The sequence below is a fragment of the Pseudoalteromonas sp. A22 genome (genome assembly GCF_018141345.1).
GTDB lineage: Bacteria > Pseudomonadota > Gammaproteobacteria > Enterobacterales > Alteromonadaceae > Pseudoalteromonas > Pseudoalteromonas maricaloris.
The window spans coordinates 934,978-957,646 of the sequence record NZ_CP047238.1; the positions used below are offsets into that span (position 1 = coordinate 934,978).

Sequence of the window (22,669 nt, forward strand, 5' to 3'; positions counted from 1 at the left end):
GCTCGCGACCAAGCTCCCTGCCTAAAAAAGGCGCGCCAATATACCACTAACGCACTTGCAATGAAACCTATAAAACAAAAAAAGCACCAGAGGTGCTTTTTGGCTAATCAGTTTTGGTGCCGATTAGTGTTGAAACATCGCAGAGATTGACTCTTCGTTGCTGATACGGCGGATAGTTTCGGCCATCATATCTGCAAGTGTTAGTACTTTGATGTTATCAAGCGCTTTCAATTCATCAGAAAGTGGAATTGAGTCAGTCACGATAACTTCATCGATAACTGAGTTGCGTAGGTTTTCCGCAGCATTGCCCGAAAGTACTGGGTGGGTTGCGTAAGCGAATACGCGTTTTGCACCGTGCTCTTTAAGTGCTGCTGCTGCTTTACATAAAGTACCGCCTGTATCTATCATGTCATCGACAATGATACAGTCACGACCAGCAACATCACCAATGATGTGCATAACTTGAGAAACGTTAGCCTGTGGACGACGCTTATCAATGATCGCTAGGTCTTTATCATCTAACAGTTTTGCAATCGCACGAGCACGAACCACACCACCGATATCAGGTGAAACTACTACTACATCTTCGAACTTACGCTCTTTCATGTCTTCGATTAGCACTGGGCTACCGAATACATTGTCAACAGGTACGTCGAAGAAGCCTTGGATTTGTTCTGCGTGTAGGTCAACAGTAAGAACACGGTCAACACCTACGCTTGAAAGGAAGTCTGCAACAACTTTAGCAGTAATTGGAACACGAGCAGAACGCACACGGCGGTCTTGACGTGCGTAACCGAAATAAGGAATAACGGCTGTGATACGACCAGCAGATGCACGACGTAGCGCATCAACCATGACGATTAACTCCATTAAATTATCATTTGTAGGAGCACATGTTGATTGGATGATGAATACATCTGAACCACGAACGTTTTCGTTGATTTGAACGCTAATTTCACCGTCGCTAAAACGGCCAACAACGGCATCACCTAACTCAATAAACAAACGTTTTGCAACTTTTTGAGCTAGCTCAGGTGTTGCGTTACCAGCGAAGAGCTTCATGTCGGGCACGGTAGGGTTCCTCAGGCACTGAATTTTTTGGACTAACATGCAATGACCATGAAATAAAAAAGTCAAAACAAGCTAACTTAAACAATTTACTTCTAGTTTTGCCAAGCGCGCAATTGTCGATGACAAATTGACTCACTTGTATTTTGGGCAATAAAGCCCTGCCAAGATGAAGGTAGAGTTTCGAGCACACGCAGCGCTGCCTCACGATTTTCAAACTCCGCGAAACAACAAGCTCCAGTACCAGTCATTTTGGTTGGTGCATATTTTAGCAACCACGCGAGGGTCTTTTCAACCTCGGGGTAAAGCTTTTTGACAAGAGTTTGACAGTCGTTGCCCGTATCCGAGAGTTTCCAACCGCTTTTTAGCTTAGGCGTATTGCGTGGTAAATCTGGGTGAGTAAAGACTAACGCGGTGCTGACATGAACGGGTGGGGCAACCACCAAATACCATTTTTGCGCGATGTCAATTGGCTCAAGTTGCTCGCCAACGCCGTGGGCTACAGCTGTTTTACCTTCAACAAAAACAGGCACATCGGCGCCTAGCTGGAGACCGAGTTTTGCAAGTTCTGGGATAGTAAGCTGACATTGCCACAGCGTATTGAGTGCCAATAAAGTCGTGGCAGCATCGGATGAACCACCACCAACACCTCCACCCATGGGAAGCTGTTTATTTAAGTGAATGTCGACACCAGCCGCAATTTTTTTATAGGGCTCAAGAATTTTGGCGGCTTTATAAATGAGGTTATCTTCGAGTGGAATACCTGCGGTGTCACCACAAATGACGATTTCTTGCTGGTTACTGGTTAGCGTAAATGCTAATTCATCACCAAAATCTAAGAAAGTAAATAAAGTCTCTAGTTCATGGTAGCCGTCTTCTCGACGGCCATTGATATGCAAAAAAAGATTTAATTTTGCCGGTGCGCTTAGCGTCAATGTCTTCATTTAAACTGCCATGAAGTGATTAATACTTTGACCTCAATATTGGTCGATGAGAGTTTCATGCGACTAGGCAGCCACATTCCGTCTTGCATTTTATATTGTTGATAGGTGATTTGCCACACTCGGCCAGATGGGCTTTGCCACTGTGCATTGCTTATTCTGCCAAGGTCATCAAGTTCGCTGGCTGGTGCTTCAACTAAGCCCGTTAGCCATTGAGGGGCTTGATTGACCGGAAGAGAGAGACCACTTAAACGCTTAACCAGATCGCTACTGTCCATGCCTTTATGGACATTGTCTTCAAAGGTCAGCTCCGAATGTGTGTCTAATTCTTCTAGTTCGAATATGCGGGTGCCAACAAAGCTGGTTAAAATCAGATTTTGTTTATCTTCTTTTAAATACCAATTAAAGTTAGCTGATTGACGATTGTCTGGGGCAATAAATGCAAGTTTACCTCTCGCTTGCCAATTTTTTTGTTGTTTTAGTCTAGATTGCCAGTCTTGTGCTACGTTTTGCTGAGGTAATTGTTGCGCACAACCCGTTAAAATTAATAAAAATATGAGTAAAATCAAATGAAGTTGTCTCAAAGGCCTTTCCTTACTTTCCATATTCGATTGATTTTTGGTAAAATTGCCGGCTTTAAAGCAGGGCTCGAGCAATACTGGCATCTATGACCATCATCGCACTTGGTATCAATCACAAAACCGCGTCTGTAGAATTACGTGAAAAAGTGGCGTTTTCTCCAGAACAGCTTACAGAAGCATTGCACCAACTCCAACATTCTTCGCAGTTTAAAGAATCTGTGATTGTGTCGACCTGCAATCGAACCGAGATCTATTGTAGCCTTGAGTCTGCTGATCCCCAAGCACTACTCGGTTGGTTGTCAGATTTTCATAACATAGAGCAACGAGACTTAACAGAAAATGTCTATGTGCATATGAATCAGGATGCGGTGAACCATTTAATGCGAGTTGCCTGCGGTCTTGATTCATTGGTTTTAGGTGAGCCACAAATTCTTGGGCAAATTAAACAAGCTTTTAGTACGGCCAAACAACACCATGCCATTCAGCCAACATTTGAGCGTTTATTCCAAAAAACTTTTTCGGTGGCGAAGCAAGTGCGCACCGAAACCGATATTGGTGCAAGTGCTGTCTCAGTGGCGTATGCCGCTGTTAATTTAGCAAAGCATATTTATGGTCAATTGGATAAAACTCAGGTCTTGTTAATTGGTGCTGGTGAAACAATAGAGTTAGTTGCTAAACACTTATCGCAGCATAATCCAAAGTCAATCACTGTCGCGAACCGCACAATTGAGCGCGCACAAAACCTAGCAAAAGAAGTTGGCGGTAGTGTTATTTCACTGGCACAGTTGCCAGATGCGCTACCAAGTGCAGACATTGTTATTAGTTCAACTGCGAGCACCTTACCAATTATCGGTAAGGGAGTGGTCGAGCAAGCGCTTAAAAAACGTCGCCATAAACCAATGTTATTTATCGATATCGCGGTGCCTCGCGATATCGAAAGCCAAGTGTCAGAGTTGGATGCTGCTTATCTTTATTCAGTTGATGACCTGCAGGCGATAGTCAATGAAAACTTGGCCAGTCGTGAACAAGCGGCCATTGAAGCGCAGCAGATCATCGATGTACGCACGCAAGAGTTTTCCGAGTGGCAACGTTCGCTGCATTCAGTGGATGTGATTAGGCAGTATCGCCAAAGCGCGCAAGAAATTAAAAATGAGCTCGTGGACAAAGCAATAAATCAGCTACAATCGGGCAAAGAAGCAGATAAAATTATTATTGAATTAGCAAATAAGCTGAGTAATCGACTAACACACGCACCAACACGCGCCATTCAAGAGGCTGCGAAAGAAGGCGATATAGATAAGTTAGCGCAACTCAAGCAAACATTAGGTATTGAGCAGGAATAACGTGTAAATGAAAGAGTCTGTATATCGTAAGTTAGAAACCTTAGTAGAGCGCTATGAAGAAGTTCAAGCGATGCTAAGCTCGCCTGAGGTGATTAGCGATCAGAACCGCTTTCGCGCCTTGTCAAAAGAGTTTTCAGAATTGGAAGACGTAGTTAAAGCGTTTACAGCCTACCAACAGGCTCAGGAAGACGTCGCAACTGCTGAAGAAATGCTAAAAGACTCAGATCCAGACATGCGTGAAATGGCACAGGAAGAGTATAAAGAAGCAAAAGCTGCCATTGCTGCGCTTGAAGATGACCTTCAAGTATTGATGTTACCAAAAGATCCAAAAGACAATAACAACGTATTCTTGGAAGTGCGTGCGGGAACCGGTGGTGATGAAGCCGCGATTTTCGCTGGCGATTTATTCCGTATGTATAGCCGCTATGCAGAAACGCAAAAGTGGCGCGTTGAAATCGTGAGCGCTAACGAAGGCGAGCACGGTGGCTATAAAGAAGTTATCGCTAACATTAGTGGCGACGGTGTTTATGGCAAACTTAAGTTTGAATCTGGTGCTCACCGTGTACAACGTGTGCCTGAAACTGAATCTCAAGGCCGTGTTCACACTTCTGCATGTACGGTTGCTGTGATGGCAGAGATCCCAGAGGCAGAAGCAATCGAAATTAATCCGTCTGATCTAAAAGTGGATACTTTCCGAGCTTCAGGTGCCGGTGGTCAGCACGTAAACAAAACCGATTCTGCTATTCGTATCACTCACTTGCCGACAGGCGTTGTGGTTGAATGTCAGGACGAACGTTCACAACATAAAAACAGAGCGAAAGCGCTGTCTGTACTAAGTGCGCGCTTACAGCAAGCAGAAGATGAAAAACGTGCAGCGGCAGAAGCTTCTGAACGTCGCAATCTAGTAGGTAGCGGTGACCGCTCTGAGCGTATTCGTACTTACAACTTCCCGCAGGGCCGTATTACCGATCACCGTATCAACTTGACGCTATATCGCCTAAATGAAGTGATCTCCGGTGAGCTGGGTGCTGTTATCGATCCGCTGGTTATTGAATATCAGGCTGATCTACTGGCAGCTATGAGCGAAAGCGATTAATGCCAACACTTAACATTGCCCAAGCCGTTGCTTGGGCAACCTCTGAACTGTTACCACACTCCGAGTCAGCAAAGCTCGATAGCGAAGTGCTATTACTCCATGTTATCGATAAAAACCGCACTTATCTCTTTACTTGGCCCGAAGCTGAGCTTTCTACACTAGAGCAGCAGCAATTCGAAGAATGTATCGCACGCCGTGTTACGGGAGAGCCTGTCGCACACATCACAGGTCAAAGAGAATTTTGGAGCCTGCCTTTAAAAGTTAACAACAGCACGCTTATTCCAAGGCCTGATACTGAAACTCTGGTTGAGCATGTTTTAACTCTCAGCATGCCAAATGACGCTCAGGTGCTAGACTTAGGCACAGGTACTGGCGCGATTGCACTGGCGTTGGCGAGTGAATATCCAGCTTGGCAAATCACCGCAGTAGATGCTTCAGCAGACGCCGTGGCGCTTGCAAAGTCTAATCAATCTCAGTTGGGCTTTAGAAACGTGTCGATTTTGCAAAGTGATTGGTTTAGCGCGGTTGCGGAGCAACAGTTTGATTTGATTGTGAGTAATCCACCTTATATTGATGAAGCCGATCATCACTTATCACAAGGAGATGTGAGATTTGAACCGCTCAGCGCGCTGGTCGCGGATGACCATGGCTATGCGGATATTTTTCATATCATCAGGACGGCTAAGCTACATCTGAACTCGGGGGGATATTTGCTACTTGAACATGGCTTTGAGCAAGCAGATAAGATCCAACAGTTTTTTGCAGAAATGGCGTATATTAATATACTTACAATAAAAGATATGGCAGGGTGTGATAGAGTGACGTTGGCAATGTTGCCGTAAAGTCATGAACTCACACGAAAGTTAGGCGCTTCAATAGGATCCGCAATATGGATGATTTTTTGTTTTCAGACGAACCCGCTGACGTAATTGAACCTGAAAAAGTAGGCACTTGGAAGGTTATTATTGTCGATGATGAGCCCGAAGTGCATGCAGTGACAAAGTTAGCACTGAGTGACTTTGAGTTTCAAAAAAAGCGTCTGGAATTTATTAGCGCTTATTCGGGTGAAGAAGCAAAGAAAATCGTCGATGCCAACCCCGATGCTGCGGTGGTATTGCTGGATGTTGTCATGGAAACCGACGATGCTGGTTTGCAGGTCGCAAAATACATTCGTGAAACCGCGAAAAACAACCATATCCGTATCATTTTAAGAACTGGTCAGCCAGGTCAAGCGCCTGAACGCCAAGTTATCGTGAACTACGATATCAACGACTATAAGTCAAAAACAGAACTCACCGCGCAAAAGCTCTTTACTGTGGTCATGTCGAGTTTACGTTCATATCGCGACATTCTCGCCATCGATCAATCAAGACAAGGGCTTGAGAAAATCATTAAAGCCTCCCGTGATATTTTTGCTACTCACTCAATTGAGAGTTTTATTGAGGGCGTGCTACAGCAACTTACTTCGCTGATAGGCACTGTCGACCAAGCTATGTATGCAACTTCACTTGCAGCGGGTAAAGAAGCTGGCCAAACGAACGATCAACTGGTTGTATTTGCAGGGCGTGGAGAATTTGAAAGTAGTGAAGGTAAGCCGATTTCTGAAGTGCTTAGCAGCGATCAAATGGATGCCTGCTTAAAAGCACTACAAGATAAAGATATTGTATATAAAGACAATTATCTATTTGCCTATTGCTCCAGTGACTATAACCACGCCTCAATGCTATTTGTGTCTGGTATTCCTGAATTCTTAACCGAAACTCAGCGTCATTTAATTGATATTTTTGCTCAAAATATGCAATTGGCGTACGAAAATGTACAGCTACAAGCTGAGATTGAAGATACCCAGCAAGAACTGGTGATCCGTTTAAGTGAAGCGCTTGAGCTTCATTCCACCAATACCGGCAATCATGTTAAGCGTGTTGCATATCTTTGTCACACGCTTGCCAAAGAAATGGGTCTTTCTGATAAAGAAGCTGAACTGGTGAAAATGGCGTCACCACTGCACGACGTGGGTAAAGTTGGTATTCCTGACGCGATTTTAAATAAGCCTAGCAAGCTGGATGACGAAGAGTGGAAAGTCATGCAAACCCATACAGACAAAGGCTTTGACTTGTTAAAAGACTCTCGCCGTGAGATTGTCAGTGCGGGCGCACTAATCGCTCGTGACCACCATGAAAAATGGGATGGCAGCGGTTATCCGAAAGGTAAAAAAGGCGATGAAATACACCTTTATGGTCGCATCGTAGCACTAGCTGATGTGTATGATGCGTTACGCCATAAACGTTGCTACAAAGAGGCATGGAGCCAAGAAGAAGCGCAAAAAGAGATTACTGCGCAAAAGGGAAAACACTTTGACCCCAAACTCGTAGATGTATTCAACCGTTGTATTAATGAGTTAGAATTGATCCTACAACGTTTCCCTGATTAGAGAATAATATGGATTACATGGCGTTAAAACATACGCACTTACTATTTGTGGTATTGAGCATAGTGCTATTTTACACTCGCGCGTTTTCGCGTTTGGGTTCAGGTAAATTAGCAACAAACAAAGGCGTGTTTATTACCAGCCACAGCGTAGACACTTTGTTGTTAGTTACAGCGGTCATTTTGGCGGTAACGACGGGGCTCAATCCTGCACAACAACCTTGGCTACTACAAAAAATAGTTTTAGTGTTTGGTTATATCGCATTGGGCTTTGTAATTGCAAAAGCAAGTGTTAAAAAGACCAAATATTTGGCGCTAGGCGCTGCAACATTGGTACTAATGGCCATCGCGCATCTCGCCGTAAGCAAGCAAGGCTTCTTTGCTTAAGCATTTCAATTGGCGCTTGGCTTATCACCGAGCGCTTCTATATCTCCATAATAAGTAAACATTTTTACTATTTCAGCGAACGATAGATTGGTATTACTAAATTTCCCCCCTTGGGAATATGACAAAAAGTGGTAAACTAGTCGTTCTAAATGAAAGCAATTCAAGAGAAACCGAATTCTATGAAGAATGATATCTGGTTAGATGAGAATGACTTATCTCTCGATGACAATTCAGATGCATTTTCCTATCCGCCATTGATCCGTTGTATCAAGGCTGAGCAAAGTTGGGATGCACAAGCTGATACCAATGAAACTTTGTGTCAGTTAGCAGAGCTCGAATTTGCCGTGGATGAAATTCGCCATAAGCATACAAACAATCATAAATGTTTGGATGAAATCTTAGACGCTTTTTATACCTTGTGGCTATTCAGTGGCAGCAGTCAAAAGGTGCCTGAATATAAGCTCAATAGCGTTTGTTACGCACTTTCCATGCGCAGTGGCACCAATACTGCACTGGGTCTTGTCTTAGTGCATCTGCTTGAACGAGCGAAATTAGAGGCCAGTCTTGCCCTAAGCCAAGGGGAGATTGTCGTACACGTCGCTTTTAGCGAAGAAGAAGGTTATGTCATTGAGCCAAGCTCGGGCCACCAGAGCTGGTACATAATTCCAGAAAACGAAAACAATCAAGACAAAGAGCAAGAAAAAGACCAAGAGCCGATGGAGCTTATTTTTAACGAAGAGTCGTTAAAGCTTTATTTGTCTCAGCAAAAATGGGCGTTTATTGCCGCAGAAAAGTTTGGTCACGCGTTAAGTTGCGTCGAGCAATTGATGGATATCTTAGGCGATGATCCTTATGAACGTCGTGATAGAGGCTATCTACTCAACCAATTAAACTGTCCGAAGATGGCAAAAGATGACTTACAATTTTTTGTTGATGAATGTCCGGACGACCCAACCATTGAAGTGATCCAGCATCAGATCAAAGAGTTGGCCGATCATAATAATATTTTGCATTAAAAATAGTTATATAAAAAATAATAACAGCGAGGATTTATGGAGCAAAGCGCTGCGCTCGTTACCAATAACGCGGTAATTATGGGCCTATTGGCCGTTATTCTGGGATTTGTTTTTTACACATCGAGTCAAAAAAGCGGAGTTTGGGCAAAGTTTTACAAGTACGTGCCAGCGCTGTTGATGTGTTATTTCTTACCATCTCTGTTAAATACCTTTGGTATCGTTGATGGCAACAATAACGATGTTTACACGGTAGCAAAGTATTATCTGTTACCCGCTTGTTTGGTGCTATTGACACTAAGTATTGACCTAAAATCGATAGCGGCTTTGGGTAAAAAGGCAATTATCATGTTCCTAACGGGAACGGTGGGTGTGGTGATTGGTGGCCCAATTGCGCTTTTACTTACTGCTACCTTTATGCCTGAGCTACTTGGTGTAACTGGCCCAGAAGCTGTATGGCGTGGTATGGCCGCGCTTGCAGGAAGCTGGATTGGTGGCGGTGCCAATATGGTGGCGATGAAAGAGATTTACGGCGCAGGCGGAGAAATCTTCACCATCATGGTAACGGTTGATATTGTTGTCGCAAACTTGTGGATGGCGTGCTTGCTCTATATGGCGGCGCGCAATAAAGAAATTGATGCGCGAACCGGGGCGGATACTTCTTCAATCAACCGCCTAATTGACAAAGTACAAGCATTTGAAGCAGAGCACGCAAGAAAACCCGAACTCAAAGATTTGATGATCCTAGTTGGTTTTGCTTTTGGTGCAACGGGGCTTGCGCATTTTGCTGCGGACTTACTGGTGCCATTTTTTAGTAGTAACTACCCAGAGCTGAAGAAGTTCTCTCTTCACAGCAAACTTTTTTGGATTATTGTTCTCGTTACGACCATAGGTCTAGCACTTTCGTTTACCAAAGCACGTCAATATGAAGCGGTTGGCGCGTCAAAAATTGGCTCGAGCTTTTTATATATTTTAGTAGCAACCATTGGTCTACACATGGATATCACCAAAATTGTTGAGGCGCCTAAATACGTTGTTATTGGTGTTATTTGGATGGCCGTGCATGTCGGTTTGTTATTTATCGTTGCTAAATTAATTAAAGCACCTGTGTTTTATGTTGCCGTTGGCAGTAAAGCAAACATTGGTGGTGCGGCATCTGCGCCGGTGGTGGCCTCGGCTTTCCACCCAGCGCTTGCTCCGGTCGGTGTGTTACTGGCGGTGCTTGGTTATGCTCTTGGTACTTATATGGCTTGGTTATGCGGACAATTGCTTCGTGTAATAGGCAGCTAAAGGATAAAAAATGAATACAGATATTATTAACGTTGCGGGACGAGAAGTTGCAAACGATAAGCCGTTTGTACTGTTCGGTGGAATGAATGTGCTTGAGTCTCGTGATTTAGCAATGCAAATCGCAGAGCATTACGTTGAGGTCACAAGTAAACTTGGGATCCCATACGTATTTAAAGCGTCATTTGATAAGGCTAATCGCTCGTCAATTAACTCTTACCGTGGCCCTGGCATGGAAGAAGGCTTAAAGATTTTTGAAGAAATCAAAAAGACCTTTAATGTACCGGTTATCACCGATGTGCATGAGCCATTCCAAGCAAAACCCGTTGCGGAAGTTGCTGATGTGATCCAGTTACCTGCGTTTCTTGCCCGTCAAACTGACTTGGTTGTCGCTATGGCAGAAACTGGCGCGGTGATCAACGTGAAAAAACCACAGTTTTTAGCGCCACATGAAATGCGTCATATCATTAAGAAAATCAATGAAGCGGGCAATGACAAAGTTATCCTCTGTGAACGCGGCAGCAGCTTTGGTTATAACAACCTGATCGTGGATATGCTGGGCATGGATGACATGAAGCGTATGGCTCCTGTTATTTTTGATGCGACACATGCGCTACAGCGTCCAGGTGGTCGTAGCGACTCTGCCGATGGCCGCCGTGCTCAGGCTGCTGAGCTTGCTCGTAGCGGTATGGCACTTGGGTTAGCTGGACTTTTTATTGAAGCGCATCCGAATCCAAATGAAGCTAAGTGTGATGGTCCTTGTGCATTGCCATTGGCTAAACTTGAAGGCTACCTACAACAGATGAAAGCGGTAGATGAGCTAGTTAAGAGTTTTGCGCCACTGGACACCAGCGCAGCTGATTTATAATCTATACCCAAGCGACCTCATAATTAGATGTTGTTTGGGGATTTTACTTGCCCGCGGTTAGCGGGTTTTTTATAGGCATGAATGAATGTCACGACGAGTTCCACCATTAAATGCATTAAAAGCCTTTGAGGCGGCGGCACGACACCTGAGCTTTACTAAAGCAGCGGAGGAGTTGTACGTCACTCAAGCTGCGGTTAGTCATCAAATTAAAATCTTAGAAGAACATCTAGGTTTAAAACTGTTTTTGCGAAAAAATCGCTCCTTACTGTTAACTGAGGAAGGGCAGGGCTATTACCTCGATATTAAAGATATTTTTTCACAATTAATCGATGCGACTGAAAAGCTCCTAGCACGAGGCGCAAAAGGGTCACTAACGGTGAGTTTGACGCCGAGCTTTGCAATTCAATGGTTGGTACCAAGGCTGAGCAACTTTAATGAGTTGCACCCTGAAATCGACGTACGGATCAAAGCCCAAGATCACGACGACAACTCGTTAACGGATGACGTTGATGTCGCGATTTACTACGGTCGTGGTAATTGGAATGGGGTGCAAACCCATAAGCTACATACTGAGTATTTAGTGCCGTTATGTAGTCCATTTTTATTAACCGGCCCAAAACCGTTAAATCAGCCAAGCGACCTAGCGCAACATACTTTACTCCATGACACCACGCGTCGCGCTTGGAAGGCATGGATGAAAACCGCTGGGGTCAGAAATGTGGCGGTAAATACCGGGCCTATCTTCAGTCACTCTTCTATGGTGTTACAGGCAGCAATTCACGGCCAAGGTGTGGCGCTGGGAAATAGCGTACTGGCAAGACCGGATATAGATGCAGGGCGACTGGTTATTCCGTTTAGTCACCACCTCGAAAGTAAAAATGCCTATTATTTGGTATTTAGAGAGTCGCAGTCAGAGCTGGGTAAAATAGTTTCATTCAAAGAATGGATGCTCGGTATGGTAGAACACGAACAAGAGTTAAATAGTTTATGAGCGCAGTAAATATTGAATGGCACTATGCTGAAAACCCAGTTGCACAGTTTATTTTTGCCCATGGTGCAGGCGCAGGAAGCGATAGCGATTTTATGCAAGAAATGGCTAAATTGCTTGCTTCTAAGGGCGTTCAAGTTGGACTCTTTGACTTTGAATATATGCAGCAAGCCAAACAAGAAGGGAAAAAGCGCCCACCAGAGCGTGCCCCTAAGCTACTCGCGTATTTTCAGCAAGTATTGGCCGCAGTAGAGCCAAGTTTACCGCTCTTTATTGGTGGTAAGTCAATGGGCGGGCGTATGGCATCTATGCTGGCCTGTGAAACCACCGTAAAAGTGGAAGGGGTACTTGCGTTTGGTTACCCATTCCACCCGCCAGGTAAGCCGGAAAAGCTCAGAGTGGACCATTTTCCTGAGCTGAAATGCCCGCTGCTCATTTTACAAGGCGAACGTGATACCTTTGGCAATCGTACAGAGGTTGATGCCATGTGCTTTCCAGAGCAAGTCATGGTGAAATGGCTCAAAGATGGCGACCATTCACTCAAGCCACGTAAGGTGAGTGGTGTAAGCGAGTCAGAGAGCCGCGCGAATGCTGCCGTGATTGCGGCGAATTTTATTAAGGAGCGCTGTCATGGCTAAGCTCTACTTGATTATTGGCAGCGTGTTTTGTTTATTGTCTGTGGCTCTAGGCGCGTTTGCCGCTCACGGTCTCAAAGGACGTTTGAGCGACTATGCCATTGGTATTTTTAATACGGCGGCGCAATACCAAATGACTCATGGTCTTGCCATTATTGCCACCGCGTTTTTAATCAAATGGGGCCTCAAGGTGCAAGTTGCTGGCGGTTTCTTTATTATGGGTGTATTGCTATTTAGTGGTAGTCTGTACTTACTAGCCTTAACGGGTATGAAATGGCTAGGGCCAATCACCCCAATCGGTGGTACCTGTTTTTTAATTGCTTGGATTTTATTGATAGTTCAAGCTGCTAAATCTTCCTTTTAATCTAGAGAATCTAATGTCGAGTATCGTTATCTATTGTCGCGGTGGTTTTGAAAGTGACGCCGCAGCCGAAATTAATCATTATGCTGCAAAGCATGGAATTGCTGGCTACGTAAAAGCTAAGCCGAATACTGCTTTTGTAACATTTGAGTGCTTTTCGCCAAATGATGCTGAGACCTTAGCGAAGAAAATCGACTTTAAGAAACTGGTGTTTGCAAGGCAGTGGTTTGTTGGCACTTTACATACCCATATGCCGATTGAAGACAGAGTGAGCGTGATAAAAGCGGCTGTGGAAGGTTTTCCTTTGTGTGGTGAGCTGCGCGTTGAAACGCCAGATACTAATGAAGGTAAAGAACTTTCTAAATTCTGTAAAAAGTTTTCAACGCCTTTGTCTAAGGCGCTCGAGAAGCAAAATAAGCTGACTCGTGAGGTAAAACCTACCAAGCCTGTGTTACACGTATTGTTCCTTGCCAATAACACCGCTTATGTTGGTTATTCGTTTAGTGATAACAATTCGCCATTCTTTATGGGGATCCCACGTCTGAGAATGCCATCGGACGCACCAAGCCGCTCGACGCTAAAATTAGACGAGGCATTCCATGTCTTTGTGCCTAAAGATCAGCAAGAGACACGTGTGCGTGCGGGGATGCGAGCCGTTGATTTAGGTGCTTGTCCTGGCGGTTGGACATACCAGCTGGTACGCCGTGGCATGTTCGTCGCCTCAATCGATAATGGCCCGATGAATGATGACCTGATGGAAACGGGACAAGTGAAGCACTATCGTGAAGATGGATTCAAATATCGCCCAGAAAAACGCAATATTGATTGGTTGGTGTGTGATATGGTCGAAAAGCCAACGCGTGTTGCTGATCTGATGGTGGACTGGGTGGTGAATGCGTTCGCTCGAGAGCTGATCTTTAACTTAAAGCTACCGATGAAAAAACGCTTCGACAGCGTGTATGAATGTCTTACGCTTATCCATGAAGAGCTACAAAAGTACAATGTGGATTATGAGATCCAAGCAAAGCACCTATATCATGACCGTGAGGAAGTCACGGTACATATTAATGTGCTTAAAGTACCGCAAAATTTGTATAGCTGATTTTAAACGATAACAAGATCGCCGCGTAAAGCGTCTCCCACACGGGTGTTAGCTTAGTTGTAGGAGCGATTTCACATCGCGAGCTTTTTCATCAATCTCGCCGCGTAAAGCGGCTCCCACACCGATGTTAGCTTATTTGTAGGAGCGATTTCACATCGCGATATTTTTTATCAATCTCGCCGCATACAGCGGCTCCCACACGGGTGTTAGCTCAGTTGTAGGCGCGATTTCACATCGCGAGTTTTTTCATCAATCTCGCCGCGTAAAGCGGCTCCCACACCGATGTTACCTGATTTGTAGGAGCGATTTCACATCGCGAACTTTTTTATCAATCTCGCCGCGTAAAGAGCCTCCCACACGGGTGTTACCTTAGTTGTAGGAGCGATTTCACATCGCGATCTTTTTCATCAAGCTCGCCGCGTAAAGCATCTCCCACACGGGGGTATCTTAGTTGTAGGCACGATTTTACATCGCGATATTTTTTATCAAGCTCGCCGCGTAAAGCGGCTCCCACACCGATGTTACCTTAGTTGTAGGAGCGATTTCACATCGCGATATTTTTATCAAGCTCGCCGCGTAAAGCGCCTCCCACACGGGTGTTACCTTAGTTGTAGGAGCGATTTCAGATCGCGATATTTTTATCAAGCTCGCCGCATAAAGCGGCTCCCACATCGATGTTATCTTATTGGTGGGAGCGATTTTACATCGCGAGTTTTTTCATCAAGCTCGCCGCGTAAAGCGTCTCCCGCACCGATGTTAGCTTATTTGTAGGAGCGATTTTACATCGCGATCTTTTTATCAAGCTCGCCGCATAAAGCGGCTCCCACATAGATGTTAGTTTATTGGTGGGAGCAATTTCACATCGCGATCTTTTTCATCAAGCTCGCTGCATAAAGCGGCTCCCACACGGATGTTACCTTATTTGTGGGGGCGATTTTACATCGCGATCTTTTTGTCTTAATCAATCAGTCTTAATAACTCGTTACGCGGTTGATTTCTGTAAGCGATGTCACCCCTGCGGCGGCTTTTTTCAGGCCAGACTTACGTAAGTTATCAAAACCTAACTGCTCTGCTTTTTCGGCAATCTCAAGAGAGTTTCCCCCTTCCATGATCAGGTGCGAAAGCTCTGGCGTGATTTTTACCACTTCATAAATACCCACACGGCCTTTGTAACCATCGGTGCAGCTTTCACAGCCTTTAGGTGCAAAAAGGGTAATCTCTTTAATTTGCTCGGCAGTAAAGCCTTGCCCTAGCAAGGCTTCTTCCGGCAGTGTTTCGGGTGTTTTACACTTAGGGCAAAGGCGTCTTGCGAGACGCTGGGCAATAATCAGACTCACCGAGCTTGCTACGTTGTACGCCGGCACGCCCATGTTTAATAGACGGGTGAGCGTTTCAGGCGCAGAATTGGTGTGCAGCGTACTCAATACTAAGTGACCGGTTTGGGCGGCTTTTATTGAGATCTCAGCGGTTTCAAGGTCACGGATCTCACCAACCATCACCACATCCGGATCCTGACGTAAGAATGCTCTCAAGGCATTGGCGAAAGTCATATCCGCTTTGGTATTGATTTGTACTTGGTTAATACCCTCAAGGTTTATTTCGACAGGGTCTTCCGCCGTGCTGATATTGCGCTCTGGCTGATTAAGAATATTCAAGCCAGTGTAAAGTGACACGGTTTTACCGGAACCCGTTGGACCGGTTACCAAAATCATGCCCTGAGGCTGTTCTAGTGCGTCGAGGTAAAGCTGTTTTTGCTCAGGCTCATAACCTAGCACGTCAATGCCGAGCATGGCGCTGGACGAATCTAGAATACGCATTACGATTTTCTCGCCCCACATGGTAGGCAGTGTACTTACACGAAAATCGATACTTTTGCGCTCGGAGATCTTTAATTTAATGCGGCCATCTTGCGGTTTGCGTTTTTCTGCTATGTCTAAATGCGCCATCACTTTGATACGGGCGGCGAGACGAGTAGCTAATGTGTTTGGTGGGCTTGCCATCTCATGCAGCAGGCCATCGATACGAAAGCGCACACGATATTTCTTCTCGTAGGGCTCAAAGTGTAGATCCGACGCGCCTTTTTTTATCGCGTCCATTAAGATTTTATTGATATAAACGATGATTGGCGCATCGTCTTTGTCTTCGTTGGTGTTTTGCTGTTTAGGCTCGTCATCAACTTCTAAGTCGGCAAATTCTTTAAATTCTTCTTCAGAGATCGAGAGGCCGCCCGTTGCATCAAACAGCTGATCAATCTTTGCTTCGAGTTTTTTGTAGTCGGCTACCAGTACTTCACACTGTAATCCAGTACTAAACTCAAAGTTTTCAAATGCGCCAAAGTCAGTAGGATCAGAAGCCGCAACGTAGAGTTTTCTACCTTTTTGTACCAGCGGTAAAATATGGTGCTTACGGATCAGTTTTTCTTTGACTAGCGCTGGTGGAATTTCACTAACGTTAAAGTGATCAAGATTAAAAAAGGGCACCTTGAATAAGTCTAGGCATTCTTCAGCTAGCTCTTTGGAGCTCATTCCTGAACTTAGGCAAATTAACTCGGCGGTGGTGTTTGCTTCTGGCTGGCGAGACTTTATTTGCTCAGCAGTGACTCGCCCTAAGGTAATAAATTTACGCAGTAGCGGGGAATGATGTTCCATAGTACCTCTTTGCCTTCACATTGAATGCATATTCAATATTTATCATTAAGTTGGAAAAATGCCAAGTTATCACGTTGAGTGTAGAGTAAATTTTACTAATTATTTAGTCTTACTTTCACTTTTGCTAGATTGATAAACTCATTGTGTAATCTATCTGTCTCTTGCAGGCTTTCAAGTAGCGGTCGGTCGTTGTCTAATATGTAGTCCGCTTTTGCTTGTTTATCTGCGCGCGGTAACTGCGACTCGATAATACGGTTTACTTGCGCTGCATCTACCAAATCTCGGCTGGTTGTTCTTGCGATTTGCGTATCAACAGCAACATCAACAAGTAAAGTGGCATCGCAGTAGCGCTCTAAACCATTTTCGAACAGCAGAGGCGCAGCTAAAACCACGTAATCGCTTTGCGCTGCGTTTAACTGCGTGAGTATTTCATTACGGATAAGCGGGTGAAGTAGCTCATTAAGCCACTGTTTTTTGTCGGCATCAGCAAAAATAATGGCTCTTAACTTAGCTCTATCTAAGTTGCCGTCCAGCTGTAAAATGGCACTGCCAAACTTATCAGTAATTGCTTGTAGCCCTGTGCTGCCTAGCGCGACTACTTCTCGTGCAACGATATCGGCGTCAACAACCACTATCCCTTTTTGCTGCAAGTGGTTAGTGATGGCCGTTTTACCCGCACCAATACCGCCCGTCACCCCTAAAATCCAATTATTCGTTTTTAGCATTGTCTTACTTTACATGATTAAGTTTACGTACCACAGCTGTAGCTGCTCGCCGTACATTAGGGTGATCCAGCCTGCAATGGCTAAGTAAGGGCCAAATGGGATTGGGGTGGCTTTATCTCGGCCTTGAACACTTAATTGGATGCTACCAATGATTGCGCCGACTAGGCTTGAAAGTAGCACTATAGTTAGAATTGCTTGCCAGCCCATCAATGCACCAAAGATGGCTAGCAGTTTAAAGTCGCCATAGCCCATGCCTTCTTTACCTGTGAGTAATTTAAACAGCCAATACACACTCCATAAACTCAAATAACCTATGGCCGCGCCGATAATGGCATCATTGGGCTCAATGCCAACACCAAAACAACTGGCAACCAGTACTAACCATAAAGTTGGTAGCGTTAACTGATCTGGCAGCAACATTTCGTCGATATCGATAACCGTAAGTGCGATTAATACCCAAGTAATCAAAACATATAGAGTGGCTTCTAAAGTGGCACCAAAATGCCAAGCAATCCATGTGGAGAGTAGGGCGGTTGTTAGCTCTACCAAAGGATAGCGTACAGAGATTGACGCGTCGCAGTGGTTGCATTTGCCTTTTAATAATAGCCAGCTGATCAGTGGAATGTTTTGCCACGCCTTAATCGGCGTTTTGCAGCTGGGGCAATGAGAATTTGGTTTAATTAAATTAAACACGGGTGCTTCAGCGGTTTGTGTTGGTAGCTCATCGGCAAGCAACACGCGACATTCTGATTGCCAGTTCTGTTTCATCATTTTAGGTAAGCGAAGAATAACCACATTGAGAAAGCTACCGGTGCAAAGACTAACGAGTCCGACGGTGAGTAACCAATACCATAACTGGGTTTGCATCAAGTTGATAATATCTTGCATAAGTTGGGCGCTTGCTTATATTTTTTGTTTAAATTACCGAGGCATGCTCGGTATAGGTTTTTGGATATAACAGTGTACCATAGGGAACAATCGAGAACTTGAAAGCTTACGAGGTGTTTTCCACTACACCACTGAGCCTAATTGGAATATAGGCAAGTACATAGCAATGATAAGGCCACCGATCAGTACGCCGAGTACCACCATAATTAATGGTTCTAATAGGCTAGATAGGCCATCCACCGCATCATCGACTTCTTGCTCATAAATGTTTGCAACTTTTGCCAGCATACCATCTAGCGAGCCCGATTCTTCACCGATAGACACCATTTGCACCACCATATCAGGGAAGACTTTGGTGTTATGCATTGCCCAGTGCATTTGGTTACCCGAGTTAACCTCTGCTTTTATTTCTTTAATCGCGTTTTTGTAAATAATATTGCCTGATGCACCTGCAGCAGAATCGAGTGCATCGCCAAGGGGAACACCCGCTGCAAAGGTAGTCGAAAGCGTACGAGCATAACGCGCCACCGCCGCTTTTTTCAAAATTTCACCGACAACGGGAAGTTTAAGTATCATTCTGTCGTTAAAGTGTTTTACAGCAGGACTGCGAATCAGCATTTCTTTATAGGTATAACCAAATAGGCCAAGTCCGAGCAAAAACACCCACCAGTACTCTTGTAGAAACTCAGAGAAACCAATAACCATAAGCGTAAATGCAGGTAACTCAGCTCCAAAACCGTTAAATATGTCTTGAAATTGAGGTACGACAAAAATTAATAATATAGAGGTAACAATTAACGCGACAACAATGACAGCTATCGGGTAAAACAATGCTTTCTTAATTTTAGATTTCAGCGCTTCGGTTTTTTCTTTATAGAGCGCTATGCGGTCAAATATGGTATCTAGCGCGCCAGACTGTTCACCTGAATGAACAAGGTCGCAATAAAGTTCATCAAAATATCTGGGGTAAGCACGTAATGCTTTCGCTAAAGGCTGACCTGCCTTCACTTCATCGCCCACATGACCTATGAGTTTAGACAATGATTTATTTTTGCTGCCTCTGGCCAGCATCTCAAGAGTCTGTACTAGAGATACACCAGCAGTCAACATAGTGGCAATTTGTCTTGTGACCGTTGCAATATCTTGAGGAGTGATTTTTTGCGCACCAGACAAACCAAACAGTGGTTTAGGTTTACGCTTGACTTTGGAAGGAGTAATGCCCTGTTTTCTTAGCTGCGCTTTGACTAAAGCGACACTCGAGCCTGTTATTTCGCCTTCGAGGCGTTTACCTCTATTATTTACTCCGACCCACATAAAGGTGTCTAAAGTATTGCTAGATTCTATAGATTTCTTATTCATGGATGAGAGTATTAGTTGAAATTAACGGGGAGGTTAAATCTCCCCGATAATTTATTAGCAGAGGTTTGTGATATTTGCTGTTGTACATGAACCAGTTCTGGTAAACACATAGGTTGACGGAGCTGGATCTGCTGGATCAATTGCTGGGGGAGTTAAAATATACGTATATCCACCGGCTACTGCAGTACCCGTTGCAGTGATAACACCAGTGGTTGCTGTGACAGTAACACTGTCCAAGTTGTTTGTTGAAGCTGGTGCTGCAATACCTAACTCGGCGTAAGTGTCGCATGCTGTAATCACATTGTTGTTAGTCTGCAAACATTCTGTCATTGTCGTTTTTACCGACGCTGCGGCAGTAACTACTTCCGTAAAACGGGCTTTCACTGTGTAGTCCTGATATGCAGGTAGTGCTACTGCTGCCAAAATACCTACGATTGCAACTACAATCATTAGTTCGATTAGGGTAAAACCACCCTGTTGTTTTTGAGTCATGATGTGTCTCCTAAATTTTAAGTGACTTAACCGTACAATGTTTAAGTTAAGCGTTTATTAAAACCTTTGCAATAATTACCAATCCATCGAATCAACAAACTGGTGTGCTCAAATTGACTTAACGGCGACCAAGAAGATGCAAGAAGCTCATCATTCAAAAATCTTAAAAGCTAAACCCGTTAAGTTTGTGACCGTTCCCTAATCAACTAGAAGTGTAGCACCGATTTAGTTTCAGCGATCACAATTAACATTTACTTTAATAGTAAACGCTGAGCTCAGCAATTGAATTTTAATAATAAATTATTGATTCTCTTGCGATAGCGCAAGCTTTCCGAATATCGGTTCAAAAAACGAACGGAATTAATCGTTACTGAACATTAAGATCTTGTTACACTCTAGTTCTTTTGTCGTATTTAACGGGTTTTAAGTAGATTTGTCAACGAAATAGAAAACTTTCTCTATTACGTGGGATTACGGGAAAGCACAGAACACTCCGTTTATGGTAGCGATTTTGTTATTAAATAAGGCTAGGGCCTGTTGACCTTTGCTGTTTGATTTTTGTTCTTCTGAGTGTGTTTTGGTCGCGACGCTCGACTTGCCGCCTAGTAATCTAGGCAAAAGTTGAGCAACAATGAACAAAGCGCACTCAGGTGAACCCAAAGGGCAGCGCTTGATTAGCATTTCTACTGTGTTATCACCTGACTTACATAGAATAACTATGCTACGCAGGCTCTGCCTTGTATAAATACCAGTCAAACTGCTGCAAAAACAAACTTGAAAGATCAACAGGCCCTAGCTACAGAAAGTTGAACCATTACTGGCAGTGTCGCATTGGTAGCTTGAATGCCACATTAAGTAAGACAGAAAAACAAAAGGGCTCAATCAAGGCCCTTTTTGCATGTATAAAAGAGAGGAAGTTGTCAAAGCTTTACATTATTCAAAGCGCATCGACAGGTCGATGCTTTGTACATGCTTGGTCAGTGCGCCACTCGAAATAAAATCAACACCGGCTTGTGCGTAAGTCGTCAAAATTTCAATGGTCATATTACCAGAGACTTCTAGCTTGGCTTTGCCTTGCGTGATTTCAACCGCTTGTTGAATGTCGCTCACACTGAAGTTGTCAAGCATAATAATATCGCTGCCAGCATCTAAGGCTTGTTGTAATTCGCCTAGGTTTTCTACTTCAACTTCTACCGGTTTGTCTGGGTGGTTATTACGCGCAGTCGCAACGGCTTTGGCGATACTGCCACAGGCGGCAATGTGGTTTTCTTTAATAAGATACGCGTCGAAGAGGCCAATTCTATGATTTTTACCACCGCCACATTTAACGGCGTATTTTTGTAGCGCTCTTAATCCAGGGATGGTTTTACGTGTATCTAGCAGTTTAGTTTGCGTACCGCTCAGCACTTCAACATACTTTGCTGTGGTGGTTGCCGTGCCCGATAGCGTTTGTACAAAGTTAAGCGCCGTGCGTTCTGCGGTTAGAATCGCTCTTGCTGAGCCGCTTGCGGTAAACAAGCGAGTGTTGGCGGCGACAAAATCGCCGTCGTTCACAAGTACGTTGACGCTAACACTTGGGTCGACCTGCTGAAAAACTTCTTCGATTAACGCCTTGCCAACGAATACACAATCTTCCCTTGTGATCACATAGGCATTTGCGTGCTGCGTCTCTGGGATAAGGGCTGCGGTAATATCACCTTCGTTTGGTGTTTGATAATTAAGGTCTTCGTCTAGCGCCTGCTTTACCATTTGGCTGATAAGGTTTTGGTCAATCATAGGTTGTCTTTTCATTTTTTCTGCAATGGCCGAATTTTACGCGCGTTTGCCTAGGAGTACAATTGATGGAGAAGAATTCACGAAATTTGGCGAGGTGGCTTTTGTTTCGCGGGGTAAACCCGCTGCTACGTGTATGCGTTGTTTGCTGTGACTTTATGTCGAAAACCAATATGTATTTTTGTAGCAGCGACTTTATGTCGCGACAGAGTATTTGAAATGCAAATCCTTGTTTGTAAAGAAAGAGTTGCCGGCTAAAACGGAGGTCGCGGGGTAAACCCGCTGCTACGTGTATGCGTTGTTTGCTGTGATTTGATGCCGAACGGTTATGTGATTTCGTAGCAGCGACTTTATGTCGCGACAGAGTATTTGAAATGTAAATCCTTGTTTGTAAAGAATGAGTTGATGGCTAAAACGGAGGTCGCGGGGTAAACCCGCTGCTACGTGTATGCGTTGCTTGCTGTGATTTGATGTCGAACGGGTATGTGTTGCTTACTGTGACTTTACGTCGAAGCCAATATGTATTTTCGTAGCAGCGACTTTATGTCGCGACGGTGTGTTTGAAATGCAAAGGCTTGTTTGTAGAGAATGAGTTGATGGCTAAAACGGAGGTCGCGGGGTAAACCCGCTGTTACGGTTATTGTTTGCCAGCTGCAATTTGATATCGAACTATTATGTCTTTTATGT

The 22,669-nt window shown here is 44.3% G+C and carries 22 protein-coding genes; 12 read left to right on the forward strand and 10 right to left on the reverse strand.

All coding sequences use genetic code 11. From position 1 onward, the window contains the following. Positions 1–123: 123 nt before the first annotated feature. The 3 genes from GSF04_RS09100 to lolB all read right to left on the reverse strand — a co-directional run bounded on the left by GSF04_RS09100 (position 124) and on the right by lolB (position 2,593). The gene (locus tag GSF04_RS09100) at positions 124–1,071 is read right to left on the reverse strand and encodes a ribose-phosphate pyrophosphokinase (RefSeq protein ID WP_010370444.1); all 948 of its coding nucleotides are present in this window, start codon (positions 1,069–1,071) and stop codon (positions 124–126) included. 92 nt (positions 1,072–1,163) lie between these two features. Continuing rightward, positions 1,164–2,012, reverse strand: a complete 849-nt coding sequence (gene ispE, locus GSF04_RS09105) for a 4-(cytidine 5'-diphospho)-2-C-methyl-D-erythritol kinase (RefSeq protein WP_069022219.1) — start codon at positions 2,010–2,012, stop codon at positions 1,164–1,166. Beyond that, entirely contained in the window at positions 2,009–2,593 is a 585-nt protein-coding gene (lolB, locus tag GSF04_RS09110) for a lipoprotein insertase outer membrane protein LolB (protein ID WP_157234650.1), read from the reverse strand. Before lolB ends, ispE begins: the two co-directional genes overlap by 4 nt. Positions 2,594–2,676: 83 nt before the next feature. Between lolB and hemA the strand changes: the two genes are divergently transcribed. From hemA to rlmM, 12 genes are all read left to right on the forward strand, one after another. Then, the gene (hemA, locus tag GSF04_RS09115) at positions 2,677–3,933 is read left to right on the forward strand and encodes a glutamyl-tRNA reductase (RefSeq protein WP_069022217.1); all 1,257 of its coding nucleotides are present in this window, start codon (positions 2,677–2,679) and stop codon (positions 3,931–3,933) included. 7 nt (positions 3,934–3,940) lie between these two features. After that, positions 3,941–5,029 carry a peptide chain release factor 1 gene (gene prfA, locus GSF04_RS09120; RefSeq protein ID WP_010607352.1) on the forward strand — a complete coding sequence of 363 codons (1,089 nt, stop codon included), beginning with the start codon at positions 3,941–3,943 and terminating at the stop codon, positions 5,027–5,029. After that, positions 5,029–5,871 (forward strand): peptide chain release factor N(5)-glutamine methyltransferase, encoded by an 843-nt coding sequence (gene prmC / locus GSF04_RS09125; protein ID WP_211859329.1) that lies wholly within the window; start codon positions 5,029–5,031, stop codon positions 5,869–5,871. The genes prfA and prmC overlap by 1 nt, the downstream gene beginning before the upstream one ends. Positions 5,872–5,918: 47 nt before the next feature. Continuing rightward, on the forward strand, positions 5,919–7,460 hold the full coding sequence (locus GSF04_RS09130; protein ID WP_211859330.1) for a response regulator: 1,542 nt from the start codon (positions 5,919–5,921) through the stop codon (positions 7,458–7,460). 8 nt (positions 7,461–7,468) lie between these two features. Further along, positions 7,469–7,843 carry a SirB2 family protein gene (locus GSF04_RS09135; protein WP_211859331.1) on the forward strand — a complete coding sequence of 125 codons (375 nt, stop codon included), beginning with the start codon at positions 7,469–7,471 and terminating at the stop codon, positions 7,841–7,843. Positions 7,844–7,992: 149 nt separating this feature from the next. Beyond that, on the forward strand, positions 7,993–8,859 hold the full coding sequence (locus tag GSF04_RS09140; RefSeq protein ID WP_017217935.1) for a tetratricopeptide repeat protein: 867 nt from the start codon (positions 7,993–7,995) through the stop codon (positions 8,857–8,859). Positions 8,860–8,895: 36 nt separating this feature from the next. Next, entirely contained in the window at positions 8,896–10,146 is a 1,251-nt protein-coding gene (locus GSF04_RS09145) for a DUF819 family protein (protein ID WP_010607347.1), read from the forward strand. Between the two features lie 10 nt (positions 10,147–10,156). Next, positions 10,157–11,011 (forward strand): 3-deoxy-8-phosphooctulonate synthase, encoded by an 855-nt coding sequence (gene kdsA / locus GSF04_RS09150; protein ID WP_010370475.1) that lies wholly within the window; start codon positions 10,157–10,159, stop codon positions 11,009–11,011. An 85-nt stretch (positions 11,012–11,096) separates the two neighbouring features. Next, the gene (locus GSF04_RS09155) at positions 11,097–12,002 is read left to right on the forward strand and encodes a transcriptional regulator GcvA (RefSeq protein WP_088531408.1); all 906 of its coding nucleotides are present in this window, start codon (positions 11,097–11,099) and stop codon (positions 12,000–12,002) included. Further along, positions 11,999–12,637 (forward strand): alpha/beta family hydrolase, encoded by a 639-nt coding sequence (locus GSF04_RS09160; protein WP_045989837.1) that lies wholly within the window; start codon positions 11,999–12,001, stop codon positions 12,635–12,637. The genes GSF04_RS09155 and GSF04_RS09160 overlap by 4 nt, the downstream gene beginning before the upstream one ends. Next, positions 12,630–12,998, forward strand: a complete 369-nt coding sequence (locus GSF04_RS09165; RefSeq protein ID WP_095728687.1) for a DUF423 domain-containing protein — start codon at positions 12,630–12,632, stop codon at positions 12,996–12,998. Before GSF04_RS09160 ends, GSF04_RS09165 begins: the two co-directional genes overlap by 8 nt. A gap of 13 nt (positions 12,999–13,011) precedes the next feature. Continuing rightward, positions 13,012–14,097, forward strand: a complete 1,086-nt coding sequence (gene rlmM / locus GSF04_RS09170; RefSeq protein WP_088531405.1) for a 23S rRNA (cytidine(2498)-2'-O)-methyltransferase RlmM — start codon at positions 13,012–13,014, stop codon at positions 14,095–14,097. 971 nt (positions 14,098–15,068) lie between these two features. Here rlmM and pilB read toward each other — a convergent pair. From pilB to nadC, 7 genes are all read right to left on the reverse strand, one after another. Next, positions 15,069–16,745 carry a type IV-A pilus assembly ATPase PilB gene (pilB, locus tag GSF04_RS09175; RefSeq protein ID WP_130164712.1) on the reverse strand — a complete coding sequence of 559 codons (1,677 nt, stop codon included), beginning with the start codon at positions 16,743–16,745 and terminating at the stop codon, positions 15,069–15,071. A gap of 95 nt (positions 16,746–16,840) precedes the next feature. Further along, positions 16,841–17,470 (reverse strand): dephospho-CoA kinase, encoded by a 630-nt coding sequence (coaE, locus tag GSF04_RS09180; protein ID WP_211859332.1) that lies wholly within the window; start codon positions 17,468–17,470, stop codon positions 16,841–16,843. Between the two features lie 9 nt (positions 17,471–17,479). Then, the gene (locus tag GSF04_RS09185) at positions 17,480–18,358 is read right to left on the reverse strand and encodes an A24 family peptidase (RefSeq protein ID WP_211859333.1); all 879 of its coding nucleotides are present in this window, start codon (positions 18,356–18,358) and stop codon (positions 17,480–17,482) included. 123 nt (positions 18,359–18,481) lie between these two features. Continuing rightward, a complete protein-coding gene (locus GSF04_RS09190; protein ID WP_211859334.1) occupies positions 18,482–19,717 on the reverse strand; it encodes a type II secretion system F family protein in 1,236 nt (411 codons plus the stop codon). Positions 19,718–19,771: 54 nt separating this feature from the next. Then, complete coding sequence (locus GSF04_RS09195) at positions 19,772–20,209, reverse strand: prepilin-type N-terminal cleavage/methylation domain-containing protein (protein ID WP_211859335.1); 438 nt, start codon at positions 20,207–20,209, stop codon at positions 19,772–19,774. A gap of 471 nt (positions 20,210–20,680) precedes the next feature. Continuing rightward, the gene (locus GSF04_RS23515) at positions 20,681–20,890 is read right to left on the reverse strand and encodes a hypothetical protein (RefSeq protein ID WP_349251739.1); all 210 of its coding nucleotides are present in this window, start codon (positions 20,888–20,890) and stop codon (positions 20,681–20,683) included. A gap of 252 nt (positions 20,891–21,142) precedes the next feature. Beyond that, positions 21,143–21,985 carry a carboxylating nicotinate-nucleotide diphosphorylase gene (nadC, locus tag GSF04_RS09200; protein ID WP_211859922.1) on the reverse strand — a complete coding sequence of 281 codons (843 nt, stop codon included), beginning with the start codon at positions 21,983–21,985 and terminating at the stop codon, positions 21,143–21,145. Between the last annotated feature and the right edge of the window lie 684 nt (positions 21,986–22,669).